Origin of the sequence: Cryptosporangium minutisporangium, assembly GCF_039536245.1 — a bacterium.
Lineage (GTDB): Bacteria > Actinomycetota > Actinomycetes > Mycobacteriales > Cryptosporangiaceae > Cryptosporangium > Cryptosporangium minutisporangium.
In genome coordinates this window covers 166,323-184,576 of the sequence record NZ_BAAAYN010000004.1, presented here as the reverse complement: position 1 = coordinate 184,576, position 18,254 = coordinate 166,323, and the positions used below count along the sequence as shown (strand labels likewise).

16 protein-coding genes are annotated in these 18,254 nt (G+C 71.7%); 6 read left to right on the top strand and 10 right to left on the bottom strand.

From position 1 onward, the window contains the following. On the top strand, positions 1–1,917 hold the full coding sequence (locus tag ABEB28_RS03635) for a beta-mannosidase (protein WP_345726500.1): 1,917 nt from the start codon (positions 1–3) through the stop codon (positions 1,915–1,917). 35 nt (positions 1,918–1,952) lie between these two features. Here ABEB28_RS03635 and ABEB28_RS03630 read toward each other — a convergent pair whose 3' ends face one another. From ABEB28_RS03630 to ABEB28_RS03600, 7 genes are all read right to left on the bottom strand, one after another. Further along, positions 1,953–2,327, bottom strand: coding sequence for a type II toxin-antitoxin system VapC family toxin (locus ABEB28_RS03630; RefSeq protein ID WP_345726499.1), 375 nt, complete (start codon positions 2,325–2,327; stop codon positions 1,953–1,955). Beyond that, positions 2,324–2,581, bottom strand: coding sequence for a type II toxin-antitoxin system Phd/YefM family antitoxin (locus tag ABEB28_RS03625; RefSeq protein ID WP_345726498.1), 258 nt, complete (start codon positions 2,579–2,581; stop codon positions 2,324–2,326). Before ABEB28_RS03625 ends, ABEB28_RS03630 begins: the two co-directional genes overlap by 4 nt. Before the next feature lie 82 nt (positions 2,582–2,663). After that, complete coding sequence (locus ABEB28_RS03620; RefSeq protein ID WP_345726497.1) at positions 2,664–3,998, bottom strand: lipase family protein; 1,335 nt, start codon at positions 3,996–3,998, stop codon at positions 2,664–2,666. 153 nt (positions 3,999–4,151) lie between these two features. Next, complete coding sequence (locus ABEB28_RS03615; protein WP_345726496.1) at positions 4,152–5,750, bottom strand: flavin-containing monooxygenase; 1,599 nt, start codon at positions 5,748–5,750, stop codon at positions 4,152–4,154. Then, positions 5,743–6,603 (bottom strand): alpha/beta hydrolase fold domain-containing protein, encoded by an 861-nt coding sequence (locus ABEB28_RS03610; protein WP_345726495.1) that lies wholly within the window; start codon positions 6,601–6,603, stop codon positions 5,743–5,745. The genes ABEB28_RS03615 and ABEB28_RS03610 overlap by 8 nt, the downstream gene beginning before the upstream one ends. 64 nt (positions 6,604–6,667) lie before the next feature. Then, positions 6,668–7,549, bottom strand: coding sequence for an IclR family transcriptional regulator (locus tag ABEB28_RS03605; RefSeq protein WP_345726494.1), 882 nt, complete (start codon positions 7,547–7,549; stop codon positions 6,668–6,670). Continuing rightward, on the bottom strand, positions 7,546–8,346 hold the full coding sequence (locus ABEB28_RS03600; RefSeq protein ID WP_345726493.1) for an SDR family NAD(P)-dependent oxidoreductase: 801 nt from the start codon (positions 8,344–8,346) through the stop codon (positions 7,546–7,548). Before ABEB28_RS03600 ends, ABEB28_RS03605 begins: the two co-directional genes overlap by 4 nt. A 136-nt stretch (positions 8,347–8,482) precedes the next feature. Here ABEB28_RS03600 and ABEB28_RS03595 point away from each other — a divergent pair, with 136 nt between their 5' ends. From ABEB28_RS03595 to ABEB28_RS03585, 3 genes are read left to right on the top strand one after another with little or no spacing between them, the layout of a single operon-like run. Next, positions 8,483–9,277 carry an SDR family NAD(P)-dependent oxidoreductase gene (locus ABEB28_RS03595; protein WP_345726492.1) on the top strand — a complete coding sequence of 265 codons (795 nt, stop codon included), beginning with the start codon at positions 8,483–8,485 and terminating at the stop codon, positions 9,275–9,277. A 45-nt stretch (positions 9,278–9,322) separates the two neighbouring features. Beyond that, complete coding sequence (locus ABEB28_RS03590) at positions 9,323–11,080, top strand: flavin-containing monooxygenase (protein ID WP_345726491.1); 1,758 nt, start codon at positions 9,323–9,325, stop codon at positions 11,078–11,080. Then, complete coding sequence (locus ABEB28_RS03585; protein WP_345726490.1) at positions 11,077–11,979, top strand: SMP-30/gluconolactonase/LRE family protein; 903 nt, start codon at positions 11,077–11,079, stop codon at positions 11,977–11,979. The genes ABEB28_RS03590 and ABEB28_RS03585 overlap by 4 nt, the downstream gene beginning before the upstream one ends. Before the next feature lie 2 nt (positions 11,980–11,981). Here the strand turns inward: ABEB28_RS03585 and ABEB28_RS03580 are convergent, their stop codons facing one another. From ABEB28_RS03580 to ABEB28_RS03570, 3 genes are read right to left on the bottom strand one after another with little or no spacing between them, the layout of a single operon-like run. Next, positions 11,982–12,641 carry a response regulator transcription factor gene (locus tag ABEB28_RS03580; protein WP_345726489.1) on the bottom strand — a complete coding sequence of 220 codons (660 nt, stop codon included), beginning with the start codon at positions 12,639–12,641 and terminating at the stop codon, positions 11,982–11,984. Further along, positions 12,629–13,849 (bottom strand): sensor histidine kinase, encoded by a 1,221-nt coding sequence (locus ABEB28_RS03575; protein ID WP_345726488.1) that lies wholly within the window; start codon positions 13,847–13,849, stop codon positions 12,629–12,631. The genes ABEB28_RS03580 and ABEB28_RS03575 overlap by 13 nt, the downstream gene beginning before the upstream one ends. Positions 13,850–13,868: 19 nt before the next feature. Continuing rightward, complete coding sequence (locus ABEB28_RS03570; RefSeq protein WP_345726487.1) at positions 13,869–14,786, bottom strand: CPBP family intramembrane glutamic endopeptidase; 918 nt, start codon at positions 14,784–14,786, stop codon at positions 13,869–13,871. Between the two features lie 186 nt (positions 14,787–14,972). On the opposite strand from ABEB28_RS03570, the gene ABEB28_RS03565 reads away from it, so the two are divergent. Further along, entirely contained in the window at positions 14,973–15,767 is a 795-nt protein-coding gene (locus tag ABEB28_RS03565) for an ABC transporter ATP-binding protein (RefSeq protein WP_345726486.1), read from the top strand. Between the two features lies 1 nt (position 15,768). Continuing rightward, positions 15,769–18,237: an FtsX-like permease family protein gene (locus ABEB28_RS03560; protein ID WP_345726485.1), complete on the top strand. Its 2,469-nt coding sequence runs from the start codon at positions 15,769–15,771 to the stop codon at positions 18,235–18,237. The last annotated feature ends 17 nt before the right edge of the window (positions 18,238–18,254 follow it).

Below are 18,254 nucleotides of genomic sequence, written 5' to 3'. Positions count from 1 at the left end.
GTGAGCCTTACCCGGCCGAGCCGCCACCTGTCCGTACCGACGCCGTGGGTGGGCGTCAACTACTGGTCCCGCCGTGGCGGTCCGCTGATGTGGCGGCAGTACGACGATGCGATCGTCCGCGAGGAACTCGCCACCCTCGTCGGCCACGGGCTCACCGTGACCCGGTCCTTCCTCTACTGGCCGGACCTCCAGCCCGTGCCCGATCAGCTCGACGAGGAGTACGTCGAGCGGTATCAGCGCTTCCTCGTCGCCTGCGAGGACGTCGGCATCGGCACGATCCCGACGTTCGTCGTCGGGCACATGTCGGGACAGAACTGGGACGTTCCGTGGCGCCACGGCCGTGACCTCTACGCCGACGGATTCATGCTCGGCCAGCAGGCCTTTTACATCCGGGAGACGGTCCGCAGGTTCGGCGGATTCCCGGCCGTCCGCGGGTGGCTGATCTCCAACGAGATGCCACTCTACGGCGGGCCGACGACGCGCGAGTACGCGCGGGCGTGGGGCCTGCTCTGCGCGCAAGCCGTCCGTGCGGGCGGCTCGGAGCTGCCGGTCTCGCTCGGCGACGGCGCCTGGACGATGGAGGTGACCGGCGCGGACAACGGCTTCCGCCTCGCCGATCAGCAGGACGTCGTCGACTTCATCGGCCCGCACTCCTACCCGATGGGCGACGACCAGCTCCGGCAGTTCGTCCGGGCGGCGTTCGTCTGCGAGCTGTGCCACGTCGGCAAGCCGGTCGTGCTCGAGGAGTTCGGGGTGACCTCGGCGTTCGTGGCCGACGACCACGCCGCCGACTACTACCGCCAGGTCCTGCACCACAGCCTGCTGGCCGGCGCGACCGGGTGGATCGGCTGGAACAACACCGACTTCGATCTGGCCGACACCGATCCGTACCGGCACCACCTCTACGAGCTGGGTTTCGGCCTGACCACCGCGGACGGAACCCCGAAGCCCGCGCTGCGCGAGCTGGCGGCGTTCGCCGACGTCGTCGGTGCGGTCGACCTGGCCCGGTGCCACCGAGCGACGACCGGCACGGCGATTCTCGTCCCGTCGTACCTGGACACCGACCATCCGATGATCGATCCGGTCGAGCGGACGATCATCCCGGAGATCACGCTGCACGCCTATCTCGCGGCCAAGCGCGCCGATCTGGCGCCGGCTCTGGTTCGGGAGTCGGCGGGGGTACCGGACGCCGAGCTCCTGCTGGTGCCGTCGGCCAAGGCGCTCACCGGGCCGACGTTCCGCACGCTCGCCGAGCGGGCCGAGGCCGGGAGCACGGTCTACGTCGGATGGTTCGCCGGGGCGGGGGACGGGCAGCGCGGTGCGTGGTGGCCCGACCTCGAGCCGCTCTTCGGGGTCCGGCACCGGCTCCGGTACGGCCTGAACGAACTGTGCGACGCCGAGGGTATCGAGGTGACCGCGGTCGCTGACCTGGGCGATCTCAAGGCCGGTTCGACGCTCACGTTCCACCCCGCGGGTCCCCGCTCGAACCAGGCGTTCCTGCCGGTCACGGTGACCGACGCCGAGGTGGTTCTGGCCGACGCCGGCGACCGCCCGGTGCTGGTGCGGCGTCGGATCGGCGCCGGATCGCTCTACCTGGGCACGGTCCCGTTCGAGTACTTCGGCGCGGTGCGCCCGGACGCGCACCCCGACGACGAGGTGTGGCGCGTCTACCGCGCGCTCGCGGCCGAGGCCGGTGTCCGCGCACCGGTGCGGGTGGACAGCCCGCTGGTGACGGTCGATTGCCTGGAACACGAGGACGGCACGCGGTTCGTCTGGTTCGTCTCGCTCTCGCCGGAACCACAGACGGTCGTACCGGATGCGCCGGGCCGGCTGGTCGACGTCCTCACCGGCGAGGACGTGACCGAGCACTGCGCACTCCCGGCCTGGGGAGTGCGAGTGGCGCGCCTCGACGGCTGACGCCGACGCGGTCCGGGCGGCGCTCCGCCCGGACCCTAGACCGCGAGGACGGCGACGTCGTACTTCGGGATGTGCTCGTCGCGCGTGGCCAGCGTGAGGCCTTCGACGGTGGCCTGGGCGACGAGCACGCGGTCGAACGGATCGCGATGGTGCAGGGGAAGTCGTCCGGCCAGCAGTGCGTGGGAGTGGGTGATGGGCAGTTCCCGGAAGCCGAGGTCGCGGACCAACTCGGCGAGGTCTGCCGGGCCGGCGAGCATCCTCGCGGCTTGCTTGATCGTGATCTCCCAGAGCGTCACCGGGCTGAGATAGATGTCGGGGTCGTGCCGCAGCCGGTCGAGGAACTCGTCGCTCAACTCGTCGGGGGCGGCGAGTGCCCACAACGCGACGTGGGTGTCGAGGAGAAGGCTCACGACGGGATGCCGAAATCGTCGGCGATCTGGGCGTTGGTCTCCGGTGAATCCCAGTCGCCGGAGAGGTCGACCCGTCCGGCCAGCGCACCAATCCGACGACGGTCGACGCGCCGCACCAGGGGGACGATCTTCGCCACCGGGGTTCCAGCGCGGTCGATGACGATCTCCTCACCGGCTTCGACGCGTTCGATGATCCGCGACAGATGGGTCTTGGCGTCGTGCATGTTGAAGTGCTCGAGGGCGTCATCCGACATGGTCGGACCTCCTTAGCTAAGGAGTTAGTCTAGCCGACGCGGGAAGGTGGCCGGCCCCGTTCGGGGCCGGCCGACCCGTGGATCAGGGCTGCTGGGGCAGCGTGGAGCAGGTGGAGGTCGCCGGACGGCCGGCCAGACGGTCGGTCAGCCAGTTGACCGCGGTGCCCTGGTCGGACAGCAAGGGCCCGAAGTGGTTGAGCAGCGGGCTGGGAGTCTTGGGCAGGTTGATCGGGGCGTAGACGACGTCGCCGCCGCGACCGCACCAGTCCGCCGCCATCGTCCGCGCCTGGCCGTGCGGCACGAGGTTGTCGTTGATGCCGGTCGCCACCCGGACGACGCCGGTCGGTTTGGTGGTACCGATGAGCTGCGAGTCGATGAACGCCTTGGCGGCCGGCTCGGCCTGGAGGATGCTGCCGATCGACTGCCCGTTGTTCGTCCAGCCGGACGTCTTGCGGTTGGCGTAGGCGAAGATCGCGTCGCCGACGCACATCGTCGACAGGTCCTTGAGCGCGGTGCGGCCGGCGTCGGAGAGGTACCGGTCGAGCAGCGGCTCGAGCGTCGGCTCGGACTGCACGAACCCGTTGACCGCCCACCCGATCGCACCGGCCAGCTCGGTGCCGTCGATCGCCGCGGTGACGTCGGCGAGGTTGGCGGGCGGCGCACCGGCGTAGGTGGCCTTCACCGGGACGTCCGGCGCGTAGGTCGACTGGAGCTCGGCGGCTGACGCGACCGCGCCACCGCCCTGGCTGTACCCGTAGAAACCGACGGCGGGCGACGTCCCGGTCAGGTTCCGTGCGGCACGGGCGGCGTCCAGCACGGCGTGTCCCTCGTCGACGCGGTCGACGTAGGTGTGCAGCCGGTCGGTGGTGCCGAGGCCGACGTAGTCGGTCTGGACGACCGAGATGCCCTTCGCCAGCAGCCCGTAGATCGCGAGCACCTCGTAGCCGATGGAGACCGTGGACCGGCCGCCGCCGATGCCCAGGATCAGGCCCTTCTGCAGGGCGAGCGAGGTGCTGCACTGGTCGCCCTGGCCCATCGTGCCCGGCGCCAAGACCACCAGCGGCCGCGCGCCTGGGCCCTTCCACGCCGAGGTCGGTGCCAGGTAGGTACCGGTGACCGCGACCGGCTGGCCGTTGTTGTCCGTCGACTTGTACATGATCCGGGTCGCGCGCCCCGGCAGCGGGCCGTTGATGCCGGGCAGGGAGAGCGCCAGGCGCAGCGGCTCGGTACGGATCAGCGCGCCGTTGGTGGCGGGCAGCGTCGTCGGCGGGGTGTAGAAGGCGGGAATCGTCACGCCGCGGGACGTGGCCGACGGCTGAGCGGCTACCTGGGTGGCGTCGGCGGCTGAGGCCAGGAGGCCCACGCTCGCCACCGTGGTGGCGAGCAGGGCGGAGAGGATCCGGGCACGTCTGGACATGGGGCGGCCTCCGTTGGCGCAAGAGAACACACCCGCGGACCGGTACGTGGGGCGGCCGCGGGCTGGTTACCGGAAAGTAACAAGCAGCGGCCTCTCGCACCTGGAAATCCCACCATTAGGTGATGGCTTCTTTTCGGAGGTTCGACTCCGGGATCACTGGCCGAGTGTGAAGCCTCGGTAGCCGTTCGCAGCGATCTCGTCGGCGAGCTTGATGTAGGTGTGCAGCCCGCCCGCGTACGGAATGAAGTAACGGGTCCCGTCCGGGTTGCTGTGGGTCATGTAGTTCCGGACGTGTCTGCGCAGCAGCGGCGCCGACGTCTTGTCGAGCACCGCGGTCCACTCCCGCTGCCCCTCGTCGGTGGGCTCGATCGTGCGGTAGCCCCGCTGCCGGAGGTGGCTGATGGCGTCGGCGACCCAGTCGACGTGGTACTCGTTCTCGGCGAACAGGTTCGCCAGGGTGGCGGGGCTACCCGGCCCGGTGAGGAAGAAGAAGTTGGGGAAGCCCTTGGTCATCAAGCCGAGCAGGGTGAGGGGGCGACGCTGCCAGCCGTCGGCCGGGCGTTCGCCGTCCGCGTTGCGGATGTCGGTGGCGTTGATCGCGCCGACGTAGGCGTCGAACCCGAGGGCGAACACGAGGAGGTCGAGGGGGTACTCCCGTGCGGTGGTACGGATTCCGTGCGGTGTGATGCGGTCGATCGGCTCCTCGCGCAGGTCCACCAGGCTGACGTGGTCGCGGTTGAACGTCTCGTAGTAGTTGGTGTCGATGACCAGCCGCCGGGATCCGATCGGATGGTCGTACGGCGAGAGATTCTCGGCGGTCTCCGGGTCCTTGACCGTCTCCCGGATCTTCTCCCGGACGAACTCGGCGACGACGTCGTTGTGCTCCTTGAAGACGCCCTGAGTGAGGAAGACGTAGCTCATACCGTGGCCGCCGCGCTCCCACTGCTGTTCCAGGAGGCTCCGCCGCCCCTCGGCGTCGAGGGAGTCGAAGTCGGCCAGGAAGTACTGGACGTGGTTGCCGCCGGCCGCGCGCATCCAGGCGCGCTCGGTGGCGTAATCGGCGCGGACCTTGTTGATCACCTCCGCGACGGGGGCCCCGTTGCGGGCAGGTACCACGAAGTTCGGCGTGCGCTGGAAGACGTGGAGCTCGGCGGCCCGATCGGCGAGTACGGGGATGACCTGCGCCCCGGAGGAGCCGGTGCCGACGACGCCGATCCGCTTGCCCTCCAGCTCGACGGGCTCCTCGGGCCAGTGCGCGGTCATCACCCACTGCCCGTCGAAGTCGTCGATCCCGGGGAAGTCCGGCGTGCGGGCTTCGGAGAGGTTGCCGGTGGCCATCACGAGGAAGTCCGCGGTGAGGGTCTCGCCGGTGCTGGTCCTGACCTCCCACCGCTTCTCCCCGGGCCTCCAGTCCGCACCCTCCATCCGCGTGTCGAAGCGGATGTGCCGGTTGAGGTCGAACCGCTCGGCGACGTGCTCGAGGTAGGCGAGGAGCTCCGGCTGGGACGCGTACCGCTCCGTCCAGTTCCACTCCCGGTAGAGGTCCTCGGAGAAGTAGTAGCAGTAGTCGTGGCTCTCGATGTCGACGCGCGCACCCGGGTACCGGTTGTGGCGCCAGACCCCACCCACGCCGGCGGCGGATTCGAGACAACGGACGTCCAGACCGTCTCGCCGGAAGCGGTGGACGGCGTACAGGCCGCCCAGCCCGGCGCCGACGACGATGACGTCGTAGTGGCTGTGCCGGTCATCCATGGCGGGGCTCCTCACTCGCGAGCCGGCGCACGAACGCGCCGACCTCGGCGACGACGGCCGACGACTCCGGTAGATCGGGGTGGACCACCGGCCAGGCGTGGGCCATCCCGGGAACGACGCGCAGCGTCACGGCGCGGGCGGCGTCGGCGAGGCGCTGGGTCAGGGTGAGCGCGTCGCCGAGCAGGGTCTCCGCGGCGCTGGCGAACACCAGCGCGGGCGGGAAGCGGTCGAGATCCGCGCGCAGCGGGCTGGCCAGCGGATCGTCGGGACGATGTCCCTGGAGGTACTGGTCGGCCGCTTCCTGCGCGGACGAGAGCGGGAACAGCGGGTCCGTCTCGGCGCGGCTGGCGAACGTGGGGGAGTCGCAGCGCAGGTCCAGCCAGGGCGAGAGCAACGCGACGCCCGCCGGAGCGCGGATGCCGAGGGCCAGCAGCGCGGCCGCGAGCCCTCCACCGGCCGAGTCCCCGGCGAGGACGAGGGGTCGATCGGCCGCTCTGAGAGCGTCGTGCACCGCGGCCGCGTCGGACAGCGCCGCCGGGAAGGGGTGCTCCGGCGCGAGCCGGTAGTCGACGACGACCACCTCCGCGCCGGCGGCGCGGGCCAGTGCGCCGGCCAGGCCGCTGTAGGCCGCGGCGGTACCCAGCCGATATCCGCCGCCGTGCAGGTAGAGCACGGTAGCGATCGGCTCGACCGCGCTGATCGTCCGGCACGGCACGCCACCGATCGGGGTGTCGATCACCGTGACGTCGGGGCCCGCGTCGGGTGCCCAGTCCGCGAGCGCCGCGCGACGGGCCGTCAGCTCGGCCGGTGCCGGCCGTCCCGGCCGCTCCGGGCCGAGAACTGCGTAGGTCACAAGGTCTCCTGATAATGTATAAAACCGAGTTTCGGCAGGCCCGGGCGTCGGGAATTGCCGGGGCTCAGCGGGGATCGGCGAGTGCTTTGCGCACCGCGGCGGCGGCGCGTTTGAGCCGGTTGGCCAGCCGAACGATCTCGCTGCCGACCAGGGGCGCGGGGAAGTCGAAATAGGTCAGCGTCATCGCCAGGCGCTCCTGGCCGTCGAGCACCGGGACGCTGACCATGTTGGGGTAGTACTTGCCGTCGGGGTCCAGGTCCGGCACGACGTACTCCGCCGCGTCGATGTGGTCGATCAGGTCGGGCGTCGCCTCGCCCCGGCCCATCGCCTCGGCGAGGCGACGGACGTCCGAGGAGTGCAGCGACACCTGGAATCCGCGGTCCCGGACCGCCTCGACCTCGGCCCGCAGCCGTTCGATCCCGTCCGGGCCGATGACGCCGTGACCGCGTCCCAGCCATCGTTCGCGCTCCTCGGCACCGGACCAGGCCATGTACACCACGCCGATCGGCGGTACGACGCGCAGCCGGTGACCGGGGCGCAACGCCGTTCCCAGCGGCCGTTCCTGCCCGCCGACCGCCAGGATGACGATCTCGTCGCCGACCAGGGTCGCGGCCACGGTGCGGATCCCGGTGGCGGTCGCGAGCGCGTCGAGCTGGGTCTGCGCGGCGTCGATCAGCGTCCGGTGCGGGACCGACAGAGCGTCGGCGAGAACCGCCAATCCGGGGCCGATGCGGTAGGTCTTCGTCGTCGCGTCCCGCGCCAGCCAGCCGTGTTCGCAGAGCGCGGTCAGGAGGCCGAACGCCGTTGCCTTCGAGATGTCGAGCGCGCGGCACAGCTCGGAGAGCGTGAACTGGGCGCCCGGCCGGGCCGCGCAGTACTCGATCACGGCGACCGTACGATCCACGGCCGGCACCGCGGTGGCCCGCTGTCCGGGGAGATCCCTCATCGGTCGACCTCGTAGGCGAACCGTGCGCTCGCCCCGCCGTCCAGAACGATCGTGTGCCCGGTGATCGCCGCGGCCTGGTCGCTGACGAGGAACAGCAGCCCGGCCGCGACGTCGCTGGGCAGGGCGACGCGGCGCAGCGGTGCGGCGGCCACCGACTTCGCGTGACCGGCCGGGCCGAGCAACTCGGCCACCCGTGGGGTCCACACCGTGCCCGGTGCCACCGCGTTCACCCGGATCCGGTCCGGCCCCAACTCGACCGCGGCGCTGCGGACCAGCGACATCAGCGCCGCCTTGAACGCACCGTAGGCGGCGTGAAGGGGTGCGCTGGTCAGGCCGGAGAGCGACGCCACGAACGCGAACGCTCCGCCACCGCGCTCCGCGATGCGGGGCGCCAGGCACTGCAGGGCGAGCCAGGCGTGGCGCAGCACGACGTCGTGTTCCCACGCCCACGTCTCGTCGGTGAGATCCAGGAGCCGCCCGTAGCGGGCCATTCCCACGATGTCGATCACGCCGTCGATCGGCCCGATCGTCGCACCCAGACGCTCCATCGCTGCGCGGTCGGTGACGTCGAGCGCCTGCGGTCTCACCGCCGGGCCGATCTCCTCGGCGACCTGCCGCGCGCGGCCGTCGTCCCGATCGATCAGCTCGACCTCCGCTCCGAGCTGGGTCAGCGCGTGCACGACCTGGCGGCCGATGCCCTGGCCACCGCCGAGGACGACGAAGCGACGACCGCCGAGCTCCGAGAGCTCCGCGTAGGCGGGCACCACGTCCCCGTCCGGTAGCAGATCCGGCGTCATCGCCTCACCTTGTTCAGAATGTCGAACAGCGTTTTCGATACAGCGAACGTAGGTCTGGCCAGGCGAGCCCGTCAAGGGGTACGGTCCGACTAAGTTGATGATGTATACAGTCTCAATTAATCCCCGGAGGTACCTGGTGCCCGATCGCTTCGACCTGACCGGACGGGTCGCTGTCGTCACTGGTGCCGGCAGCGGGCTCGGTGCCGCGGCCGCCGCCGGACTCGCCGCGGCCGGCACCCACGTCGCCTGCGTGGACCTGTCCGCGGCAGGCGCTGAGGCCACCGCCAAGCGCATCGTCGACGCGGGCGGAGCCGCCGACGCCCACGCCGTCGACGTACGGCACAAGCCCGCGGTGGACGCGCTCCTGGACGAGGTCGTCGCGGCCCACGGGCACGTCGACGTCCTGGCCAACTTCGCCGGCATCATCCGCAACGGCGCGGTCGTCGACATCACGGTCGAGGACCTCGACGCGGTCTTCGACGTCAACCTCAAGGGCACGCTGTTCGCCTGCCAGGCCGCCGCGCGCCACATGGTCCCGCGTCGGTCCGGGTCCATCGTCAACGTCGTCTCCGCAGCCGTCGACTTCGCCGCCCGGAACACCGCCGTCTACTCGATGTCCAAGGTCGCGGTCGCGCAGCTGTCCCGCACGCTCGCGACGGAGCTCGGCGGCGCCGGTGTGCGGATCAACGCGGTCGCGCCGGGTTTCGTCGTCACCGGCATGACCAACCGGCACTTCACCGCGGCGGACGGCAGCACCGACGAACAACGCCGGGACGCCGTCCTCGGCGGACACCGGAAGTCCAACCCGCTCGGCTCGGTCTGCGAGCCCGAGGACGTCGCGGACGCCGTGCTCTACCTGGCCTCGGACGCCGCCCGCTTCGTCACCGGCCAGATCCTCCGCGTCAACGGCGGGCTGGCCATGCCGCTCTGACCCGCATCGGGGTGAACCGGTCGGCGAACGAGCGAGAGGACGGGCATGTCGAAAGAGATCGAGACCCGGTACGAGGCCGAGCGTCGCAAGCGGCTGCGGCCCGACGGGAAAGACCAGTACCGGGACCTGGCCGGCGACCTGGCGCGGTTCGACCACGACCCGTACGCGCCGGCGGACGAACGTGCGCCGGTCGTCGTGGAGACCGAGGTCGCGATCGTCGGCGCCGGGTTCTCCGGGATGATGACCGCGGTCAACCTGATCAAGCAGGGGATCGAGGACTTCTACCTGGTCGACAAGGCCGGTGATTTCGGCGGGACCTGGTACTGGAATCGGTATCCCGGGTGCATGTGCGACGTCGAGTCCTACTGCTACCTGCCGTTCCTCGAGGAGACCGGGTACGTCCCGACCGAGCGCTACGCCAAGGCGGCGGAGATCTTCGGCTACTGCCAGCTGCTCGGGCGGAGGTTCGACCTCTACCGTCGGGCGCTGTTCGGAGCCCGGGTGAACGAGGTGACCTGGGACGAAGCCGCGCAGCGCTGGCAGCTGACCACCGCCCGGGGCGACCGCCTGTCGGCGCGGTTCGTCGCCCTCTCCGGCGGTTTCCTGCACAAAGCCAAGCTGCCGGGTGTGCCGGGCATCGAAGACTTCCGCGGCACCGCGTTCCACACCAGCCGGTGGGACTACCGCTACACCGGCGGAAGCAACACCGAGCCGATGGAGCGGCTGCGGAACAAGCGGGTCGGAATCGTCGGCACCGGAGCGACCGGCATCCAGGTCGTGCCCGCGCTGGCCCGGACCGCCGGAGAGCTGTTCGTCTTCCAGCGCACGCCCTCGGCGGTCGCGGCGCGCAACAACCACCCGACCGACGTCGAGTGGTTCCGCAGCCTCCCGCCGGGGTGGCAGGCCGAGCGGGTCCGGAACTTCACCGAGGTCGTCAGCGGGCTCAAGCCCGAGCGGAACCTGGTCGACGACGAGTGGACCCGCCTCCTGTGGGACCACCCGCACGCGGCGCGGACGCCCGAGCAGCAGGAGGCGTCGCTCGACCACGACGTCGCGGTGATGCAGGAGCTGCGCGCCCGGGTCGACCAGATCGTCACCGATCCCGACACCGCCGCGAAGCTGAAGCCCTGGTACGCCAAGATGTGCAAGCGGCTCTGCTACCACGACGAGTACCTGCAGTCCTTCAACCGGCCGAACGTCCACCTGGTCGACACCGAAGGCAAGGGTGTCGAACGGATCACCGAGGACTCGGTCGTCGTGGCCGGGGTGCACTACCCGGTGGACTGCCTGATCTTCGCCTCCGGGTTCGAGGTCGGCACCGACCCGATCCACGGGATGGGGTTCGACCCTCGGGGGCGGGAGGGGATCCGCCTGTCCGAGCACTGGGCGAAGGGCCCCCGCACGCTGCACGGGGTTCTGATCAACAAGTTCCCCAACCTGCTGCTGATCGGGATCGCCCAGTCCGCCGCGACCGTCAACAACACGCACTTCCTGGGCAACGCCGCCGACCACTGCGCCCGGCTGATCAGGACCTGCCGGCGGACCACGATCGAGGCCACCGCCCAGGCCGAAGAGGACTGGCTCTCGGTGCTCTACGACACGCCCGCTCTCAGGTTCCTCGCCGACTACTACCGCAAGTGCACGCCGGGCTACATCACCGGCGAACAGGCCCCGCACGACGCCAGCTCCGCCCGTCGGCTCATGTACCCCGGCACGGTTCTCGACTACGCCGCCCTGGTCACCGAGTGGCTCGACGCCGGAGACTTCGCCGGAACGATCCGATCGCCCGAGGAGACCTCATGAGCGCTGCGTTCGACCCGGCGACCGTCCGTACGGTCGCGACCGGGCTGCGTTTCCCCGAAGGGCCGATCGCGCTCGACGACGGATCCGTGCTGTTCGTCGAGATCGAACGCGGCACGCTCTGCCGGGTGCGCCCCGGCGACACCGGCGTGGAGGTCGTGGCCGACTGCGGCGGCGGCCCCAACGGCGCCGCCGTCGGGCCGGACGGAAAGATCTACGTCTGCAACAACGGCGGCCTGACGTTCACCACCGACGACACCGGGATCCACTACCCCGACGGCCTCCGGGAGGGCAACGACGGCGGTGCGCTGCAACGCGTCGACCTGGACACCGGCGCCGTGGAGGCGGTCTTCACGCACAGCGGCGCTCGGCGGCTCGGTGCGCCGAACGACCTGGTGTTCGACACCTCGGGAGCCTGTTACCTCACCGACACGCTCTACGGCGGGCTGCTCTACGCGGATCCGCTGAGCGGAGCGATCCACCCGGTCGAGGAAGGGCTGGAGCTCCCGAACGGCATCGGTCTGTCTCCCGACGGCACCCGTCTGTATGCCTCGGAGACCTACTCGGGTCGCGTCCATGCCTGGGACGTCGTCGGCCCCGGAAAGCTCGAAGGGAAGACGCTGCTCTACTCCCCGGCGGAGCGGCCCCACGGATGTGACGGCCTGGCCGTCGACGGGGCGGGCAACGTCTGCGTGGCCAGTTTGTCCGCGTCGGGCGTCACGGTGATCGCCGCCGACGGCACCGTGCTGACGCGGTTCGTCACCCCGACACCGGACAGCTACGTCACGAACCTCTGTTTCGGGCCGGACGGCCGGACGGCGTACGTCACGTCGTCGGGCCGGGGAATCCTCTACGCCCTGCGCTGGCCGTGGCCGGGCCTTCGGCTCAACTTCGCCCGGTGAACTCAGGACCGTCGGCGGACGTCGTCGAGGTAACGCAGGACGGCGACCACCCGCCGGTCGGTCTGCTCGTCCGGCGGCAGGTCCAGCTTCGCGAAGATGCTGCGGATGTGCTTGTGCACCGCGCCCTCGGTGACGACCAGCCGCTCGGCGATCGCGGCGTTGCCGAGCCCCTCGGCCATCAGCGCCAGCACCTCCAGCTCCCGAGGGCTCAGGCGTTCCAGGCGGGAGTCCGTCCGGGACCGGGAGAGCAGCTGGGTGACGACGTCCGGGTCGATCGCGGTGCCGCCGTCGGCGACCCGGCGCAGCGTGTCGAGGAACTGCTCGACCCGCCCCGCCCGCTCCTTGAGCAGGTAGCCGAGTCGGGCGCTGCCGCTCGCCAGTAGGTCGGTGGCGAACGCCTGCTCGACGTGGGCGGAGAGCACCAGGATGGCGAGCCGCGGATAGCGGCGCCGAGCCTCCACCGCGGCCCGGATCCCCTCGTCGGTGTGCGTCAGCGGCATCCGGACGTCGACCAGCGCCACGTCCGGCCGGTGCTCGTCGACCGCGGCCAGGAACGCGTCCGGGTCGCCGGTGGCCGCCACCACGTCCAAGCCCTCCGCCTTGAGCAAGAGGGCCATGCCCTCGCGCAGCAGCGCGTCGTCCTCGGCGATCACGATCCGCACGGAAGCTCTACCTCCAGGGTGGTCGGCCCACCTTGCGGGCTGCTCAGGGCGAGGACGCCGTCGTGTGCTTCGACCCGGCGAGCGATGCCGACCAGGCCGGAACCGCGTTCGGCGTCGGCGCCGCCGTGTCCGTCGTCGGTGACCCGAAGGTACAGGCGTCCCTCCCGCTGCCGGACGCTGACCGTCGCGCGGCCGGCTCCGCTGTGTTTGGCGACGTTCGTCAGCGCCTCCGCGACGACGAAGTACGCGGTCGCCTCGGTCGACGCCGCACACCGCCCCGGCAGGTCCACCTCCACCTCGCAGGGCACGCCGCAGGCCCCGGCCAGGCCGGTGAGCGCGCCGGCGAGGCCGCGGTCGGCGAGCACCGGCGGCAGGATGCTGCGGGACACCGCCCGCAGCTCGGCCAGCGCCTCCTCCGCCGCGTCCTGGGCCCGGTCGAGCACCTCGGCCGCGGCCGCCGGATCGCGGGCCAGCGCCCGCCGGGCGGCGCCGAGCAGGACGGTGACCGCGACCAGCCGGTTCTGGCTGCCGTCGTGCAGCGAACGCTCGATCCGGCGCAGCTCGGCGGCGTGCGCGTCCAACGCGGCCGCGCGGGTCGCGGTGAGCGCGGCGACCCGCAGCGAGAGATCGGTCCGCGGATCCGGCACCAGCAGACGTCGTCCGGGGAACAACTGGATCCGCGCCAGCGGCGGCCCGACGAACAGCAGAATGATGCCCCAGCCCAGGCCGATCAGCGGAACGGCGAGCGCGACCGACCAGGAGCTCGCGGTGCCGAGCCCGATCGACGTGGCGGTGGCGTCCCGCGGCAGCAGCGGGTACAGCAGCGGAAACACCAGGTCGCGCACTGCGGACATGATCATCACGACGCCGAGCAGGGCGACCGCGAGGCCGATCGTCCCGTGGACGGCCAGCCAGCGCAGCTCCCGCCGGACCGTCGGGTCGGCGAGAGCGTCGGACCGGCGCGCCGGGACCGGTCCGGGCGATACCAGCTCCGGACCCCAGCGGCCGAGCCGGGCTCGTTCGCGGTCCGCCAGGATCCGGATTCCCCGCAGCACCGGGAGCACCAGAATGAGGCCGACGCCCACCAGCGAGAGCGCCGTGGTCACCACCGCCACCAGCACGACGACGAACGCGACCAGGGCGGTGCCGAAACCGCTGAAGAGTTGTTCGAGCGAGGTGAGCCCCCGCCCGACCACTCTGCGCACCATCGGACCTCCCACGATCGGATCAGGCGACAAAAGCATTGTCGAGCGGGCGGGTCGGCGGCTCGGCATCGGCCGGCTCCCGCTCGGCGCGGAGGCCCAGGCGTCCGCGCGTGACGATGATCAGCACCACCGAGGCGGCGAGCGCGGCGATCAGGTTGACCGCCAGCGTGTCGCGGAACTCGTTGAGCTTCGTGAACACCGTCGGCCAGAGGATCGAGTAGGTCGTGTTGATGGCGGCGTGGAACACCATGACGATCGGCAGGCTCTGACCGGTGCGGTTGAACAGCCAGGTCATCACCAGGCTGAGCGGAACGCAGCTCGCGACGAACAGGACCGGCTCGATCCACGAGACGTCCGGCCAGCCGCCCCACTCGGTGCAGAACAGCGGCAGGTGCCAGCAGCCCCACAGCACGCCGAGGATCGTCGTACCGATCACCGGGCCGAACCGGTCCTGCAGACGGGGCAGGGCGAAGTCACGCCAGCCCGGCTCCTCGGCGGCCGCGGTGGTGACGAACTGGAGCACGAGCAGCGGCAGGAACAGGGCGAGCACCTGGAGGCTCGGGGCGGCCAATCCGTCCACGGCGCCGGGGAGTGTCAGCGTGACCAGCAGGATCGTCGCCGGAACCGCGATCAGGATCGTCACGTACCAGAACCACCCGACCCGCCACCGCAGCAGGCGCTTGGCCCACTGCCGCAGACCGGCCCGCCCCTCGGTGAGCGCAGTGACGATGAACGCGGCGCTCAGCGGGCCGAGGTACGCGCCGGGCAGCATCCCGACGAGCTGACCGGCCAGGCCCGTCGGCAACTGGAACTCCGGCTCCCATCCGAGGCCGGTGTTGCCCAGCACGTACGGCGTCCACGCGATCCAGCTCAGCCCGAAGGCGAGGGTGAAGAAGGTCAGTACCGGGAAGCGTCGAACCAGTCCGCGCACGCTCTCCATGGCTCCTCCAATCAGGGCTCTGGGTGACGTGTTCGAGTCCACCAATCGGCGCGTTCGCGGTCATTGCAGAGGCCGGGCGAAGCGGTGGTACAGCAGGCTGTACCACCGCTGGCCTGCAGGCTTCATCGAAACCCCGTCCGGATCTACCTAGCGTTCTTCTCGTCCCCCGAGAACAGAGGTGAACGCATGTCCGTCCAGAGTGGTCAGCAGTACGCAGCCCGGAGCGTGCCGCTCGGCACCCCGGCCGTCCGCGTCGAGGGGCTCACCCGGACGTACGGCACCGACCGGCGCCGGATCACCGCGCTGGCCGGCGTCGACGCGGCGTTCCTGCGCGGCACGTTCACCGCGGTGATGGGGCCGTCCGGCTCCGGGAAGAGCACGCTGCTGCAGACCGCGGCCGGGCTGGACCGCCCCACGTCCGGACGGGTCTGGATCGGCGACACCGAGCTCTCCGGGCTCTCCGAGACCCGGTTGACCGTGCTCCGCCGCGACCGGATCGGCTTCGTCTTCCAGGCGTTCAACCTGATCGGCGCGCTCACCGTCGAGGAGAACATCCTGCTGCCCGCTCGCCTGGCCGGGATCCGGATCGACTCGGGCTGGCTCGCCCACGTGGTCGAGCGGGTGGACCTCGCCGAGCGCCTGGCGCACCGGCCCGCCGAGCTCTCCGGCGGCCAGCAGCAGCGGGTGGCCATCGCCCGCGCCCTGGCGATGCGTCCGGAAGTCATCTTCGCCGACGAGCCGACCGGCGCGCTGGACACCCAGACCGCCGCGGAGGTGCTGGGTCTGCTGCGGTCGCTGGTCGACGAGCACGGGCAGACGCTGGTGATGGTCACCCACGACCCGGTCGCCGCGTCCTACGCCGACCGCGTCGTCGTGCTCGCGGACGGCCGGATCGTGCGTGACCTGCCGCAGCCGGGAGCCGATCGGATCGCCGAGCAGCTCGCGTCGCTGGGCCGCCGTCGCGTAACGCGGGAGGTCTGAGATGACGACGAAGCTGGCCGTGCGCATGCTTCGCCACCGTCCCGGCAGCGCGCTGGCGACGCTGGTGGCGCTCGCCGTCGGGGTGCTGATCCTGGTCGCGCTGGGGACGCTGGTCGAGTCCGGCCTGCGGTACACGCCGACGCCGCAGCGGTACGCCGCCGCCGACATCGTGCTCGCCCACCCGACCACCACCGTCACCAGCGAGGACTTCACCGGAGAGACGACCACGTCGACGGTGCCGCTGCCGGAGGGCGGCACGGTGCCGGCCGACCTGGTCGCGCAGGTGCGCCGGCTGCCCGGCGTCGCGACCGCGGTCGGCGACGACACGCTGCCGGTGGTGGCGGGCGGTACCCCGGTCGTCGGCCGCCCGTGGAGCGCCGCCGTCCTCTCCCGGTACCGGCTCGCCGCCGGTTCGGCGCCACGGGTCGACGACGAGGTCGTCGTCGACGCCCGGCTCGGGATGCGTCCCGGAGAGCTGACAACTCTCATCGTCGGCGGCGTCTCAGGCCGGTACCGGGTCAGCGGCGTGGCCGACGCACCCGCGGTGTTCTTCACCGACGTCCGCGCCGCGGCGCTGACGCCGCACCCGGGACGGGTGACCGCGATCGGCGTCCTCGCGACGCCGGACGCCGACCGGGACGCACTGGTGGCCGCGCTCACCCGGCTGGCGACGCCGGCCGGCGGCACCGTGTACACCGGCGACGACCGGGGCCTGGCCGAGCAGTCCGACACGCTGGTCGCCCGCGACCTGCTGATCCAGGCCGGGGGAGCGTTCGGGGGGTACGTCGTCCTGCTGGTCGTCTTCGTGGTCGCCGGGACGCTGGGCCTCTCGGTCCGGCACCGCCGCCGGGACATCGCGTTGCTCCGGGCCGTGGCCGCGACGCCAGGCCAGGTCCGTCGGATGCTGCTCATGGAGGCCGTGCTGCTCGGTGTCGCGGCCGCGGTCGTCGGTGTTCCGGGCGGGGTGCTCGCCACCGGCTGGGTGCACGACCAGCTCGTCGCCCGCGGGTTCGTCCCGGCGAGCTTTCCGATCGTGCCCGGGGTGCTCTCCGCGGTGGCGGCGACCGTGCTCACCACGCTGGTCGCGGTGCTCGCCGCGCTGATCGCGGCCCGGCGTGCCACCGCCGTGCGGCCGACCGAGGCGCTCGGCGAGGCCGCGGTCGAGCCACCGAGGCCGGGGCGGGTCCGGCTGGTCTGCGGCCTGGTCGCGCTCGGAGTCGCTGGGGCGTCCAGCGTGCTTACCCTGGGGACGTCCGGCCAGACCGCGCAGGCCGGTGCGATCGGCATGCTCTACCTGTTCGTCCTCGCGGTCGCGCTGCTCGCGCCGTGGATCAACCGGGCGGCCGCGCGCATCCTCGCCCCGCTCCTCGGTGCGGTCTGGGGTGCGAGCGGATACCTGGCGACGGCTAACCTGCGAGCGAACGCCCGCGGCGGCGCCGGCGTCCTCACCGCGCTGGTGCTCGCGGTCGGGTTCGGCGGCTCGGTCTGGTTCCTGCAGGACAACCTGGAGCGCGCGACGCTCACCCAGAGCCGTGACGGGCTGCTCGCCCAGCACGCGCTGGTCTCCCCGGCCGGGTTGCCGGACCGCGCAGCCGAGGAGCTGCGGGCCGTGCCGGGGGTGCGGGCGGCCACCGGCGTGCGGCACACCTCCGTGCTCGTCCCGCTGCTCGACGGCGTCGAGCCTGCCGCCGCGCAGGCCGTGGACGCGTCCGGCACCGTCGACCTGGCGGTCCGGGAGGGGAACCTGGACGACCTGGGCGAGGGGACGGTCGCGGTGTCCGACGTCCGGGCGGACACCCAGGGCTGGGAGCTGGGCGACCGGGTGGCGTTCCGGCTCGGCGACGGCACGCCGGTGACGCTCCGGGTGATCGCCGTCTACCAGCGCGGCCTCGGTTTCGGCGACGTCACGCTGAGCCGGGAAACGGTCGCCGGGCACACCGCGACCGGCCTCGTCGACGAAGTGCTGATCCGGGCCGACCCGGGCACCGATCTGGACGCGGTGGCGGCCCGGTACCCCGGTGCCCGCCTGGTCTCGGCCGACGCTCTGACCGGCCGGATCGCCACCGACCTCGCGATCGGTGCCTGGTTGAACAAGCTGCTGATCGGCGTGATGGTCGGCTACTCCGCGCTGGCCGCCGCCAACACGATGGTGCTCGCCGCGCTGGCCCGGCGGCGCGAGCTGGCCCAGCTCCGACTGGTCGGCGTCACCCGGCGGCAGGTCAAGCGGATGGTGCACGCCGAGCAGGCCGGGCTGCTGGGCGTCGCGCTGGTGATCGGCGGGGCGATCGCGGCCGCGACCCTCACCGCGGTCGTCATGTCGCTGACCGGCGAGCCGGTGCCGTACGTACCGCCGCTCGGCTGGGTGGTGGTGCTCGGCGGTACGGCGGTGCTGGCCCTGACCACCACGGTGCTGCCGATCGGCCGGCTGCTGCGCACCCCGCCGATCGAGCAGATCGCGCTCAAGGAATGAGCCGGGGGTGCGCTCCG

Coding starts and splice junctions, on each gene's coding strand:
- ABEB28_RS03575 (WP_345726488.1), bottom strand. CDS start 13,849: ATGGTGCGCAGAGTGGTCGGGCGGGGGCTCACCTCGCTCGAACAACTC.
- ABEB28_RS03585 (WP_345726490.1), top strand. CDS start 11,077: ATGAGCGCTGCGTTCGACCCGGCGACCGTCCGTACGGTCGCGACCGGG.
- ABEB28_RS03605 (WP_345726494.1), bottom strand. CDS start 7,549: ATGAGGGATCTCCCCGGACAGCGGGCCACCGCGGTGCCGGCCGTGGAT.
- ABEB28_RS03590 (WP_345726491.1), top strand. CDS start 9,323: ATGTCGAAAGAGATCGAGACCCGGTACGAGGCCGAGCGTCGCAAGCGG.
- ABEB28_RS03615 (WP_345726496.1), bottom strand. CDS start 5,750: ATGGATGACCGGCACAGCCACTACGACGTCATCGTCGTCGGCGCCGGG.
- ABEB28_RS03560 (WP_345726485.1), top strand. CDS start 15,769: ATGACGACGAAGCTGGCCGTGCGCATGCTTCGCCACCGTCCCGGCAGC.
- ABEB28_RS03600 (WP_345726493.1), bottom strand. CDS start 8,346: ATGACGCCGGATCTGCTACCGGACGGGGACGTGGTGCCCGCCTACGCG.
- ABEB28_RS03620 (WP_345726497.1), bottom strand. CDS start 3,998: ATGTCCAGACGTGCCCGGATCCTCTCCGCCCTGCTCGCCACCACGGTG.
- ABEB28_RS03570 (WP_345726487.1), bottom strand. CDS start 14,786: ATGGAGAGCGTGCGCGGACTGGTTCGACGCTTCCCGGTACTGACCTTC.
- ABEB28_RS03565 (WP_345726486.1), top strand. CDS start 14,973: ATGTCCGTCCAGAGTGGTCAGCAGTACGCAGCCCGGAGCGTGCCGCTC.
- ABEB28_RS03625 (WP_345726498.1), bottom strand. CDS start 2,581: ATGTCGGATGACGCCCTCGAGCACTTCAACATGCACGACGCCAAGACC.